At 57.9% G+C, this 12,287-nt stretch carries 12 protein-coding genes; 6 read left to right on the forward strand and 6 right to left on the reverse strand.

Annotation, left to right across the window (positions count from 1 at the left end):
* Positions 1 to 237: 237 nt before the first annotated feature.
* From ACA073_RS18170 to ACA073_RS18190, 5 genes are all read right to left on the reverse strand, one after another.
* On the reverse strand, positions 238 to 465 hold the full coding sequence (locus ACA073_RS18170; protein WP_497398343.1) for an MbtH family protein: 228 nt from the start codon (positions 463 to 465) through the stop codon (positions 238 to 240).
* 81 nt (positions 466 to 546) lie between these two features.
* Positions 547 to 1,959, reverse strand: a complete 1,413-nt coding sequence (locus ACA073_RS18175) for an aspartate aminotransferase family protein (RefSeq protein WP_497398345.1) — start codon at positions 1,957 to 1,959, stop codon at positions 547 to 549.
* 41 nt (positions 1,960 to 2,000) lie between these two features.
* The gene (locus tag ACA073_RS18180) at positions 2,001 to 2,522 is read right to left on the reverse strand and encodes a GNAT family N-acetyltransferase (protein WP_497398347.1); all 522 of its coding nucleotides are present in this window, start codon (positions 2,520 to 2,522) and stop codon (positions 2,001 to 2,003) included.
* A 218-nt stretch (positions 2,523 to 2,740) separates the two neighbouring features.
* A complete protein-coding gene (locus ACA073_RS18185; protein ID WP_497398349.1) occupies positions 2,741 to 4,066 on the reverse strand; it encodes an ATP-binding protein in 1,326 nt (441 codons plus the stop codon).
* Positions 4,063 to 4,746 (reverse strand): response regulator, encoded by a 684-nt coding sequence (locus ACA073_RS18190; protein WP_497398351.1) that lies wholly within the window; start codon positions 4,744 to 4,746, stop codon positions 4,063 to 4,065. Before ACA073_RS18190 ends, ACA073_RS18185 begins: the two co-directional genes overlap by 4 nt.
* A 280-nt stretch (positions 4,747 to 5,026) precedes the next feature.
* Between ACA073_RS18190 and ACA073_RS18195 the strand changes: the two genes are divergently transcribed.
* The 6 genes from ACA073_RS18195 (at position 5,027) to dsbG (ending at position 11,338) form a co-directional block, all read left to right on the forward strand.
* On the forward strand, positions 5,027 to 5,749 hold the full coding sequence (locus tag ACA073_RS18195; protein WP_497398353.1) for a hypothetical protein: 723 nt from the start codon (positions 5,027 to 5,029) through the stop codon (positions 5,747 to 5,749).
* Between the two features lie 143 nt (positions 5,750 to 5,892).
* Complete coding sequence (locus tag ACA073_RS18200; protein WP_497398355.1) at positions 5,893 to 6,627, forward strand: hypothetical protein; 735 nt, start codon at positions 5,893 to 5,895, stop codon at positions 6,625 to 6,627.
* A 252-nt stretch (positions 6,628 to 6,879) separates the two neighbouring features.
* Complete coding sequence (locus ACA073_RS18205) at positions 6,880 to 7,833, forward strand: SEL1-like repeat protein (RefSeq protein WP_497398357.1); 954 nt, start codon at positions 6,880 to 6,882, stop codon at positions 7,831 to 7,833.
* A gap of 156 nt (positions 7,834 to 7,989) precedes the next feature.
* On the forward strand, positions 7,990 to 9,726 hold the full coding sequence (gene dsbD, locus ACA073_RS18210) for a protein-disulfide reductase DsbD (RefSeq protein ID WP_497398359.1): 1,737 nt from the start codon (positions 7,990 to 7,992) through the stop codon (positions 9,724 to 9,726).
* The gene (locus ACA073_RS18215; protein ID WP_497398361.1) at positions 9,726 to 10,592 is read left to right on the forward strand and encodes a prolipoprotein diacylglyceryl transferase family protein; all 867 of its coding nucleotides are present in this window, start codon (positions 9,726 to 9,728) and stop codon (positions 10,590 to 10,592) included. Before dsbD ends, ACA073_RS18215 begins: the two co-directional genes overlap by 1 nt.
* Positions 10,568 to 11,338: a thiol:disulfide interchange protein DsbG gene (dsbG, locus tag ACA073_RS18220; RefSeq protein ID WP_497398363.1), complete on the forward strand. Its 771-nt coding sequence runs from the start codon at positions 10,568 to 10,570 to the stop codon at positions 11,336 to 11,338. The genes ACA073_RS18215 and dsbG overlap by 25 nt, the downstream gene beginning before the upstream one ends.
* A 121-nt stretch (positions 11,339 to 11,459) precedes the next feature.
* Here the strand turns inward: dsbG and ACA073_RS18225 are convergent, their stop codons facing one another.
* Positions 11,460 to 12,272 carry an alpha/beta fold hydrolase gene (locus ACA073_RS18225; protein WP_497398365.1) on the reverse strand — a complete coding sequence of 271 codons (813 nt, stop codon included), beginning with the start codon at positions 12,270 to 12,272 and terminating at the stop codon, positions 11,460 to 11,462.
* Positions 12,273 to 12,287 lie beyond the last annotated feature (15 nt).

Consider the following 12,287-nt stretch of genomic DNA (forward strand, 5'->3'; position numbering starts at 1 on the left):
ACTTGGCGCTCTTCCAAGTGACCCGCCGTAAAGGCGGAACCATTAGCCGCCGTTACCGCAGCAACAGATATGTACACCATCAAAAAATCGTCGCCTGATACACAGCCATCGCGGGCAAGCCCGCTCCCACAGGGATTAAGGCTGACTCACAAAGACCGTGCCAGGCAATAAATCGTCCAGCCCCAAAAAAGCCCGCTGACCTTACCGATCCAGCGGGCTTCTCTTTGCGCGAAGACTTTAGTGAGCCACAGCCGCCTGCTCTTCCATCTTCTTGCGCAAGCTCAACGGACGCATGTCCGTCCAGATTTCTTCGATGTAAGCCAGGCATTCCTTTTTCAGGCCGCTCTTACCGACGGTGCGCCAGCCTTCCGGCACGGCTTTGTAGTCGGGCCAGATCGAGTATTGCTCTTCATGGTTGACCACGACCTGAAAGAGGATGTCCTCGCGGTCGAATACTGACGTCATGGTGTCTCTCCATCGCTGTAAGGTGGGCTGCACTGCGTGCGCAGCCGTTATGTAGAAAGAACGTTCCGGGGCCCGGAAAATTTAGAGGCTGGCGGTAGCAGCGGCCATGGCCCGGCCGAAAATCTCCGCGACCCGATCGATTTCCGCGGCGGTGATCACCAGTGGCGGCAGGAAACGCACCACGCCGCCATGACGGCCGCCCAGTTCAAGAATCAGCCCACGCTTGAGGCATTCACGCTGCACCAACGGCGCCAGACGAGCAAAAATCGGCGGATGTCCCTGAGCATCCAGCGCGCCTGTCGGATCGACCAACTCCACACCAAGCATCAAACCGCGACCGCGAATATCGCCCAGTTGCGGGAAATCACGCTGCAGGATGCGCAGGTGTTCGCTCAAGCGGTCGCCCATGGCGGCAGCGTGCTCGCACACCTTGTGCTCGACCAGATAACGCATCACCGCCGAGCCCGCGGCCATCGCCATTTGATTGCCGCGGAAGGTGCCGGCATGGGCACCCGGCAGCCAGGTGTCGAGCCAGTCGCGATACACCACCACTGCCAGCGGCAGGCTGCCACCGATGGCTTTGGACATCACCACCACGTCCGGCATGATCCCGGCGTGCTCGAAGGCGAACATCTTGCCGGTGCGGGCAAAACCGCTCTGGATTTCGTCAACGATCAGCGCCACGCCCGCCTTCTCGGTGATGCGCCGCACGCCGCGCAACCAGTCAAGGTCAGCCGGGATCACCCCGCCCTCGCCCTGCACGACTTCCACGATCACCGCGGCTGGCAATTGCACGCCGGCCTCGGGATCGTTCAGCAAATTGTCGAGATAGTTGAGGTTGACCTGCACGCCCTGCGCACCACCGAGACCAAACGGGCAGCGGTAATCGTAGGGATACGGCATGAACTGCACGCCGCTGCTGAGTAACGCGCCCAAGGGTTTTTTCGGCCCCAGGCTGCCCATGAGGCTCAGCGCGCCCTGGCTCATGCCGTGATAACCGCCCTGGAACGACAGCACGATGCTGCGTCCGGTGGCGGTGCGCACCAGTTTCAACGCGGCTTCCACCGCGTCGGTGCCGGTCGGGCCGCAGAACTGGATTTTGGCTTCAGCGGCCAAGGCCGGCGGCAGCAGACCGAACAGGTCCTGAACGAACTGGTCCTTGACCGGGGTGGTCAGGTCGAGGGTGTGCAACGGCAGTTCATCGGTCAGCACTTGCTGGATCGCTTCGATCACCACCGGATGGTTATGCCCCAGGGCCAACGTCCCGGCGCCGGCCAGGCAGTCAATGAAACGGCGGCCTTCGACGTCTTCGACATAAATGCCCTTGGCACGCTTGAGGGCCAGGGGAATGCGTCGCGGGTAGCTGCGGGCATTCGACTCCTGCTGACGCTGGCGTGCCAGCAATGGCGATTCGTTGAACTGATAAAGCGTCTCGGCCGGCGCCGGAGTGATCCGGGCCGACTGATCTTCCATAAGGCTGGTAGCGACTGACATCTCTCGACCCCTCAATAAGGTTTTCCTGTTCTGGAAACGCATCAGCGCGCCGAGGATTTAGACCCTTGATCAGCTTTCCATGAAGGTGGTGTCAGTGCCTTGTGCATGGGGATGGCGTGGAGCCCGGCGACGGTGAAGGTTTCGGCGCAGGGCTGATAACCCAGATGACGGTAAAAGGCTTCGCTGGTTCGGGTGCTGTTGAGTCGGGCCTTGGTCAGGCCGTTGCCCATCAACCAGCTTTCGAGGTCGTGTACCAGCGCCTGCCCTGCACCGCGCCGGAACCATTCCGGTTGCACGTAACAGAACGCGACCTTGCCACTGACTGCCGCCATTGCTACGCCCACCGGTTTGTCCTGCAACAGGGCGATATTCAGGTACAACCGTGGGTCGCTCAACCATGGGTGAATATGCTCGACGGTTTTGTTGTGAGTCCAGGTGGCGACGGTTCGCGGGTCGTTGCGATGGTCGAGCGCACAGCCGACGCGGATCGAACGCTCGACGATCCGACTGATGATGCCTGCGTCGGCGGGGGTTGCCTTGCAGATATGTAAAGGTGCATCCATGGCGCTGTTACCTCAATCCATTGAGAAAAAGCTGTCGGGGACGATAGCGCTGGTGAGGACAGGAACGCCAATGGAGAGAGGTTACATTTGATGTGCAACACAAATCTCCTGTGGGAGCGGGCTTGCTCGCGAAGGCGTCAGGACAGTCAACATTGAAGTTGAATGTTATGACGCCTTCGCGAGCAAGCCCGCTCCCACAAGGGGTTTTGTGGTGTTGGTTAGATGGGTTGCAACGGCATGCTCAACTCAACCCGTAACCCATCCGGCCGACTGTCGAATTGCAGCGTGCAGCCACACCGCTGAACAATCGCCTGGACAATCGCCAGGCCCAGCCCGCAGCCGGTGCTCTGGCCGTTACGCCAGAAGCGTTGGGTCAGGTGTTGCAGATCGTCTTCGGCAATGCCCGGTCCATGGTCGCGCACCACGAACTGTACGCGGTTGCCGGTGGTTTCCAGGCTCAGTTCCACTGGTCCGTCGTTCGGCGTATGGCGCAGAGCGTTGTCCAGCAGATTGCGCAGCGCGGCAATCGACAGCACGGCGGGCATTTGCACCGGCGCGTGGGAGATCTTCGGGGGCACCTTGAATTTGATCCGCTGACGATCACCGCTGGCCGCGTCCTGAATCGCCAGTTTGGCCACTTGCTCGGCGCTGCATTGCACGCCGTCATCGAACGACAGACTGCCTTCGACCCGCGCCAGCAATAGCAATTGTTCAAGGGTGCGGTGCAGGCGGTCGGCGCCCTCCTCGGCGCGGGCCAGTGACTGATCACGTGCCGCGCCGTCGGTCATGCGTGCCACTTGCAGGTGGGTCTTGATCGCCGTCAGCGGGCTGCGCAGTTCGTGGGCCGCGTCACCGGTCAGCCGGCGTTCGCGTTCGATGGTCTTGCCGATGCGCTGGAGCAACTGGTTCTGGGTATCCAGCAATGGTTGCAATTCGCTGGGCAGCGGCTGGATCTGCAAAGGTTCGAGCGAGTCGGCGCTACGGCGCATCAAGGCATCGCGCATGCGGTTCAGCGGCGCCAGTCCCTGGCCGATGCCCAGCCAAAGCAGACACAGGCAACCGAGCAACGCCACGCCGACCGGCACCGAGGCGGCCAGCAGGATCGACATGTTCAGGGCTTCACGCTCGATCTGCCGATCAGCGGTGGTGATGCGCAGATCGCCACGGGCCAGCGTAAAGCTGCGCCACGGCGCGCCGTCGATCATCTGATCGTGGAAGCCCATTTTCTCGGCTTCCAGGGTTTGTTGCGGATCGGTGTGACTGCGGGCGAGGATTTCACCGCGCAGCGAGCTGACCTGACACGCCATGCCGCCCGGAATGTTCAGTTGTTCCGCGCTGAAATGGGTGCCTTCGCCCTTGGTCGGCAATGCCGGCAATTGCTCCATCAGGCCGGCGACCATCCGCGCCGAAGCCACCAGCCGCTGGTCGAGGGAAAACATCATCTGGTTGCGCAGGTCGCTGAGCATCCAGGCTGCCGCCAGGGCCCAGATCAGCGCAAAGGCGGCGCCGAGCGTCAGGCTCAGACGCAATCGCAGGCTCATCACTTTTTCAATTCCTCTGCGCCATCGGCCGGCCCCAGGCGATAGCCCAGGCCGCGCACGGTCTCGACAATGCCATTGCCGAGTTTGCGCCGCAGGTGATGGATGTGCACGTTGAGCGCGTTGCTTTCCAATTCGTCGTTGAAACCGTAGACGCTGTCTTTCAATTGCTCGGTGGACAGCACTCGGCCACGGTTATGCAGCAAGGCTTGCAGCAGCGACTGTTCGCGACGGGAAAGGTCTATCGGTTGACCGCCGAGCATGGTTTCCCGGCTGCTCGGGTCGTAGGTCAGCCGGCCGTGTTCGATCAGGTTGACGCTGCGCCCCGCCACCCGTCGCAACAGGGTGTGCAGGCGTGCGGCGAGTTCACGCAAGTCGAACGGCTTGAGCAGGTAATCGTCGGCGCCGGCCTGCAAACCATCGACGCGGTCAGTGACCGAATCCCGCGCAGTGAGAATCAGCACCGGGATTTCCAGACCGCTGTGGCGCAGCTGCTGCAACAGCTTTAAACCGTCTTCATCGGGCAGACCGAGGTCGAGCACCATCACGTCGAACTCGGCGACCTTGAGCATCGCCCGGGCAGCCGAGGCTGTGGCCACGTGCTCGACCGTCAGACCCTGAGCGTTGAGGCCGGCAACGATGCCGCTGGCGATCAACTCATCGTCTTCGCAAACCAGTACGTGCATGCGGGAGCTCCCTGAGCAAAAACGCGAGTCAAACAGGTGAGGATTAAGGCGCAATTATGTCAAACGCACCCGGTAACGAACAGCACTGCTTTCATGCACTACTTAGATCAAACAAGCTCGTACAACCTAGTTGCAAACCGAAACACTCAACCATAAAAAAACCCTATAAAAAAACCCACGCACACCTATAAGATTTGTTCCACACCAAAACAAATAACCCACCAAATCCAACAACTTCAAATCACAACAAAAACCCATCAAAAACCAAACGGAAAGAGTCATGTCCAAACTAAATAATTTCGTCGCCGTCGACTGGCGCTCGGGAAAAGATCGCTGCTATTTTTTCTTCAAAGACACAAACACCTTTTCACGATACGACAATAGCGAAGATAACGTTCCATCGAACTACCCCGCTGCGGTAAACCAAAACAGCTGGGGAGCATTCCATCCGCACGCAAAAAACTTGCGCTTCGGATTTTCCACAGACCGGATAGTTGGCAGCGACAGGCTTGGATGGGACGCTGATGTTCTCTGGTTATTTTATTACGATAAAAACACACCCATGGTGTGCGAATACGATCAGGATTCAGATATCCCTGTAAGTTTCACGCCAGTCAGTGACTCGATATGGAGCATACTACTGCCCTACTTCGATAATATTATTGCAGGCACCTTCTGGCAACGACCGTTTAGATTCACCGGCGAAACCATTTTCCGGTTCATTTTAAACAATGGCAAATACCTGCACCTTGACTGGCATAGTAAAAAAATCGTTCTCGACGAGATAAACAACACCACCTGGCCGGGGCTTGCATCGTATGCCGCTTATGCAGATCAATTTATCACCGCCGTACAGATTGATGGCGACGCACTTTCGCACAGCTATCTATATATCTTCATGACCGGAGATGTATACCTGAAATACAATATTAGTAACGAACGTCTGGAGGGCGGGGGTGTAAAAAATGTTGCCGATCACTGGAGTGGTTTGCTCCGCGGTTGAATTGACTCATATCGCTCGAAGCCTGAGAGGTCAATCATCGATTGATCGCGTCCCTATGCGCACCTCAGCACTAAAGCTAATCTTAAATAGTGCCTTAGTGCTAATACCCATTTAAAACCCTGAAAAACAGAAAGGAATCTGATATGCCAGCACTTAAAAATTTTGTCGCGGTCGATTGGCGCGCCGGCAAAGATAAAATTTATTTCTTCTTCAAGGACATCAACAAATATTCTCGTTTTGATCTTGCTGTCGCTGCCGTCGAACCGGGATACCCCAAAGATATCAACGCCAGCAACTGGCATGACTTTCACTCGCACGCCAAGGACCTGCGCTTTGGTTTCACGACGACCGGATTTCATTCGAGAATAGACGGTTCGCACACTGAGAGTTCACTTGACCAAGATGTTTTATGGCTCTTTTATTACGTGGACGACACACCAACGGTCTGCCGATACGATCAGGATCTGGACAAAGTCATTAGCGTGCAGCGCGTGGAAGACTCGAAATGGCATCAGTTGCTTCCCTATTTCGACCGAATCGTTGCCGGCACATGGTGGTATCCACTTCATCACCCTCACGCATTTCGATTTTTCTTGAACGACGGCACATTCCTCAACCTTGAACTCATCTACGAAGGAGTCTACAAGTTTCCGAAGATCAACCACGCCCCCATCACTGACAATTCCTATCCCGGACTGGAACGCTACAAAAATCGAATCATTGGCGCCGTACAAAATGATCAGCCGACTTTTAACCGTTATTACTATATTTTCCTGACAAACAACCAGTGCATCAGATACAACATCGGTGACAACAAAGCCGAGACCGGCCCGGTCAAAATTGACGACGAATACTGGCCGGGGTTGTTGCGCGACTAAAATGAATGTCGTGGTGACATTACAGCAACAAGTGCCTGGGCGCGGTTAGTCATCGGTTAATCGACGCCGCCACTGTGCACCTCACCTGCACAGGAACAAGGCTTACCTGTCGTCTGTTTGTTTTTTCGCCCCCTTGATCTCGAGCATGGACTTCATCAACGCAATACATATATACCGCACATAGGGGTGCACTGTTCAATAGTCTGGATCGGCAACAATCAATCCAAGCCAACTTTTAAACAGGTATTAATCATGTATTCCCATGCAAGCGTTTTAGCGACCCTATTCAACCTCTGTACAACTCTGAACGGCCACGTGGCCCAAATTAAAGACCAGACGAAAGAAGCGATCACCAAAGGCCTGGCTTTGTATAACCTCGGCGAGTTTGACCAAGCGAAAACTTATCTGACGATTGGTGCCATCGCCGGCGACAGTGCCTCGCAATACGCGCTGGGGGAGGTCACAAGGCGCAAGGCAGGTAGCGTGACCGAAGAAGCAAAAAAATGGTATCAACTGGCTGGCGCCCAGAACCACATTTACGCCCTGTTACGACTGGCTGATGCCGATTCGCTCAAAAAAGCCAAGGACCTGGCACAGGCAAAAGCCGACAAGGGCAATGCTGAGGCCATGCTTGAATTGTACGAACTGGATCAAAAAATCGAAACATTGAAAAAAGCCGCGGACGCCGGTTCCATGGAGGGCAAGTACATCCTTGCGGTGAAATATGACAAGGACCAAACGCTGATTGCCGACAGTTCATTACGTCGAACAACCATCGATACACTGTTGCAAACCGCCGCGGATGCCGGTTTTTCGAAAGCGATCCACTGGTACGCAAACCGTCCCCCTGTCAGCCTGAATCTTCCTGTCAGGCGTGAATGGATGGAAAAACGCGCAGCGCTCAATGACGTCAACGGGGTGTTGGAATACGGGTATGCACTCGGCGGTGTCTACGCAAATGACGACGGCGTCGATGCCCAATACGGAACCACTCAAGACCTGGTCAAAGGTTATGGCTTGATCTGGCTGGTTATCGAAACGACGCGAGAGTTTCGTCGACACACCGAAGCAAGAGAGAACCTCGCGGTTATCGCCGAGGATATGACAGCGGAACAAATCACCGCCGCTAAAGCCTTCGCAAAACAATGGGAGATGTCTCATCCTCCAATGTCCGAATTCAGGCTGACTTACAACGACGTTGGATGATCCGACCAAGAGTCTGCCTCGTTGCTGCACGTTGCGAACGACACTGAGTTTGCATCAGCTTTAAAGCACGTTGATGCAAGCGGAGGCGCGCGGTTAATCATCGGTTAATCGCCGCCTCCCATTGTGCCCTCACCTGCACAGGGATAAGGCTTACCCATGCGTCGTCTGTTTTTGTTTTTTGTTCTCTTGATCTCGGGTGTGGCCCAGGCAGGGACTAATCCGTTCGATACCAAACCTGAATTCTTGCCGGTGGAAAAGGCATTCGTCTTCACCTCCGAACGCCTTGAGTCGGGTGAAACACAGCTCTACTGGCAGATCGCCGACGGTTATTACCTTTATCAGAAACGCCTGAAGTTCAATGATTTGTCCGCCGACCACCAGCCCGTGTTGCCCGAGGGCGAATCCCACAGTGATGAGTTCTTTGGCGAACAGCCGGTTTATCGTCAGGGCCTGGAGCTGAAGATTCCGACCGGCGCCACCGGCCAGATCAAGGTCGGTTTCCAGGGCTGCGCCGATGCTGGCCTGTGTTATCCGCCGCAAACCCAGGTGGTGGATCTGGGCGGTAGCGCTGCCACTTCTGCGACGACCGAAGCCCCGGATCAAGCCCTGGCCAGCAGCCTGCAACAACGGGCGCTGGGCTGGAGCCTGCTGGTGTTCTTCGGTTTGGGCCTGCTGCTGGCCTTTACCCCTTGCTCACTGCCGATGCTGCCGATTCTCGCCGGTTTGATCGTGGGCAGCGGTGCCACGCCCAAACGCGGTTTTGCGCTGGCCACCAGCTACGTCGTGAGCATGGCACTGGTGTATGCGGCGATGGGCGTCCTCGCCGCGTTGCTCGGGGCGAATTTGCAGGCGCTGTTGCAAAATCCCTGGTTGCTGGGCAGTTTCGCTGCGGTGTTTGTGTTGCTGGCCTTGCCGATGTTTGGTTTCTTCGAGTTGCAACTGCCGGTGGCGGTACGTGATCGACTGGAAAACGTATCGCGCAGTCAACGTGGTGGCAGCCTGATCGGCGCGGGAGTGCTGGGCGCGATGTCCGGTTTGCTGGTCGGTCCGTGCATGACCGCCCCGCTGGCCGGCGCCCTGCTCTACATCGCGCAAAGCGGCAATGCGCTGCACGGCGGGTTGATTCTGTTCGCCATGGGCATCGGCATCGGTGTGCCGCTGCTGTTGCTGGTGACGGTCGGCAATCGCTTCCTGCCCAAACCCGGCGCCTGGATGAACCTGCTCAAAGGTGTGTTCGGTTTCCTGTTTCTTGCCACTGCGCTGCTGATGTTGCGGCCGGTGCTGAATGAATCGTTGTGGATCGGTCTGTGCGGTGCGTTGTTGCTGATTGCCGCCTACAGCGCCTGGAAACAGTCGGAAGGTTTCGGGCGCGTCGCGCATCTGTTCGGTGCCAGCTCATTGCTGCTCGGCGTGTGGGGCAGTCTGTTGATGATCGGTGCGGCGGGCGGCAGTGATGACCTGCTGAAACCGCTGCAGGTCTATAGCGCTGCCAATGCGGGCAACGTCGCCCGCCCCGTCGGCCACGACGCCTTCACCACGATCAAGGACCCGGCCGCTCTGCAACGGGAACTCGATGCGGCAAAGGCTCAAGGCCAGTGGGTGTTGCTGGACTACTACGCCGACTGGTGCGTGTCGTGCAAGGTCATGGAAAAACAGGTCTTCGGCCAACCCCGTGTCCTCGACGCCTTGAGCGATGTGCGCTTGCTACGGCTGGACGTGACCGCCGACAATGCCGCCAGCCGCGACCTGCTTGGCCGTTATAAAGTGCCGGGGCCGCCGAGTTTTCTGTGGATCGGCGCCGACGGCGAAGAACGTCGCGGCCAGCGCATCACCGGCGAGGTCGATGCCGACACCTTCCTGCAACGCTGGACCCATACCCGAGACGCCCGTTAATGCTGACTTTTACCCTCGGCACGTTTGCCATCGCGCTTAACCATCTGCTGCTGATCAGTGCCCTGGCGCTGGCGACGTTTGTCGGCTGGCGGGCGGCCAAACGGGGTGGAGAGAATCCCGAGTCGGCGCTGTTCAGCCTGTTCCTGATCGGCATGCTGGCCGCCCGGATCAGCTTCGTGGCGCTCTACTGGGCGCACTATCGCAATGATCCGTGGCAAGTCATCGACCTGCGCGACGGCGGTTTCCTCGCATTGCCCGGGGTGATCGTGTTGCTGCTCGCCGCGTTGTATCGCGGCTGGCGTCGCCCGGGCTTGCGCCGTCCGTTGGGCTTCGGCGTGGCCAGCGGTCTGGCGTTCTGGTTGCTGGCTACGTTCTCGCTAACGATTTACGAACAAGGCACGCGCCTGCCGGAGATTGCGCTGCGCAATGCCGCCGGTGAAACCGTGCAACTGACGGATTACAAAGGAGGCCCGCTGGTGATCAATCTCTGGGCGACCTGGTGTCCGCCGTGCCGTCGGGAAATGCCGGTACTGGAAAATGCCCAGCAACACCGCCCGGACCTGACCTTCCTGTTCGTCAATCAGGCCGAGAGCATGCAAAGCGTCAGCACCTTTCTGGAAACCCAGGGCCTGAGCCTGTCCAACGTGCTGTTCGACGGCAGTGGCCGGTTGGGCCAGGCCGTCGGCTCGATGGCGTTGCCGACTACGCTGTTCTATAACCCCGACGGTCGCCTGTTGGGCAGTCACTTGGGCGAGCTGTCGGAAGCCAGCCTGGCTCGCGCCCTGGAAAACTTCGATACCCCGAATCCGGCCACACCCTCCACTTCTTCAAGGAAACTGCCATGCCCCGCCTCCGCCACCTGCTGACGCTGACCCTGGGCGCCGCCCTGCTGCACCTGCCGTCAGTGCAGGCTGCCGAAGAACTGCCCGAGGCGATCAAGAAGATCGAAGCCAAGGGTGCCAGAATTGTCGGCCAGTTCGACGCACCCGACGGTCTGCGCGGTTATGCCGCGCAGTACCAGAATCGTGGCATGGCGCTGTACCTGACGCCGGATGGCAAACATGTGTTGCTGGGCAATTTGTACGACGCCGACGGCAATGACCTGAGCAGCGCGCCCTTGCAGAAACTGGTTTACGCGCCGATGGCCAAGGAAGTCTGGGGCAAGATGGAAGCCAGCAACTGGATCGGTGACGGCAACAAGGACGCACCGCGCGTGGTGTACCTGTTCAGCGATCCGAACTGCCCTTACTGCAACATGTTCTGGGAACAGGCGCGACCGTGGGTGAAGGCTGGCAAGGTGCAGTTGCGGCACATCATGGTCGGCATCATTCGTGAGGACAGTCCGGGCAAATCCGCGGCGCTGCTGGCGGCCAAGGATCCGCAGAAAGCCTTGCAAGAACACGAAGGTGCCGGCAAGGCCAGTTCGCTCAAGGCCCTGAAAGAAATACCGCCGGCGATCAAGGCGAAACTGGCGGCGAACATGCAGTTGATGGAGGATCTGGAGTTGCAGGCGACACCGGCGATTTTCTATATGGACGACAAAGGCGAGTTGCAACAACAGCAAGGCGCGCCTTCGCCGGAGAAGTTGGTGAAGATTCTCGGACCCAAGTGAATTCACTGGCCTCTTCGCGGGCAAGCCTCGCTCCTACAGGATTTATGTCGATCGCAATTATTGTGATCAACACATGTTCTGTAGGAGCGAGGCTTGCCCGCGAAGACGTCAGTACAGACAACTAATTTCTCTGGGTCAGAAACTTCAACAGCACCTCAGTCACAAACCGCGGATTCTCCAGATTGGAGATATGCCCCGCCTCCGGCACCAGCACATGCGGGCAACCAATCAGCTCAGCCATTTCCTTCGCCTCCGACGGTGGCCGCGGCGTGTCCTGGTCACCGCACATCACCAGCGTGGTGGCAGCATTCAACTCGCCCAGACGCGACAACAAGTCATCCCGCCCAAACGTGATCCGGCCCATCGGTACGACGCTTTCGCGCAACCGATCCGCGGGTAACGCTGCCAGCGAGGCACGGAAACCCTGATAAAGCGCCGACTGCGGATCGATACCGGGACGAAAAAAGATCGGCACCGCGATATCCAGCAACTGTGGCGTTATCTCACCGGCGTCTTCGATCTGCTTGAGCAACGAGAAATAATAGTCGCGGGTCGGCTCTGGCTCGCTGCCGAGATAGGTGTCCATCAGCACAAGACCGTTGATTCGCTGTGGCGCCGACAAGGCTAGGCGCGTGCCCCACATGCCGCCGACCGAAAGTCCCACCAGCGTGACACGGTCGATGTCCAGATGATCAAGCAACATCAATTGCTGACGTGCGATGTCATCCAGCGACGTGGTGCCTTCTGGCAATGGCCCGGATTCACCGTGACCCCACAGGTCCGGGGCGATCACCCGATAATGTTGCGACAGGACAACAATCTGCGGCGCCCACTGGGCGTGGTCCCACAGGTAACTGCCGGCCAGTAGCACTGCCGGGCCTGTGCCTTGATCGATGTAGTGGAGTTTTTGTCCGTCAATCGTAAGGAAGGGCATTGACTGTTTCCTCTG

This window comes from Pseudomonas sp. LBUM1670, from assembly GCF_059695695.1.

Excerpts from the sequence above, each read along its gene's own strand:
- ACA073_RS18180 (WP_497398347.1), bottom strand. The coding sequence starts at position 2,522 with ATGGATGCACCTTTACATATCTGCAAGGCAACCCCCGCCGACGCAGGC.
- dsbD (WP_497398359.1), top strand. The coding sequence starts at position 7,990 with ATGCGTCGTCTGTTTTTGTTTTTTGTTCTCTTGATCTCGGGTGTGGCC.
- ACA073_RS18200 (WP_497398355.1), top strand. The coding sequence starts at position 5,893 with ATGCCAGCACTTAAAAATTTTGTCGCGGTCGATTGGCGCGCCGGCAAA.
- ACA073_RS18225 (WP_497398365.1), bottom strand. The coding sequence starts at position 12,272 with ATGCCCTTCCTTACGATTGACGGACAAAAACTCCACTACATCGATCAA.
- ACA073_RS18195 (WP_497398353.1), top strand. The coding sequence starts at position 5,027 with ATGTCCAAACTAAATAATTTCGTCGCCGTCGACTGGCGCTCGGGAAAA.
- ACA073_RS18205 (WP_497398357.1), top strand. The coding sequence starts at position 6,880 with ATGTATTCCCATGCAAGCGTTTTAGCGACCCTATTCAACCTCTGTACA.
- ACA073_RS18175 (WP_497398345.1), bottom strand. The coding sequence starts at position 1,959 with ATGTCAGTCGCTACCAGCCTTATGGAAGATCAGTCGGCCCGGATCACT.
- dsbG (WP_497398363.1), top strand. The coding sequence starts at position 10,568 with ATGCCCCGCCTCCGCCACCTGCTGACGCTGACCCTGGGCGCCGCCCTG.
- ACA073_RS18190 (WP_497398351.1), bottom strand. The coding sequence starts at position 4,746 with ATGCACGTACTGGTTTGCGAAGACGATGAGTTGATCGCCAGCGGCATC.
- ACA073_RS18215 (WP_497398361.1), top strand. The coding sequence starts at position 9,726 with ATGCTGACTTTTACCCTCGGCACGTTTGCCATCGCGCTTAACCATCTG.
- ACA073_RS18170 (WP_497398343.1), bottom strand. The coding sequence starts at position 465 with ATGACGTCAGTATTCGACCGCGAGGACATCCTCTTTCAGGTCGTGGTC.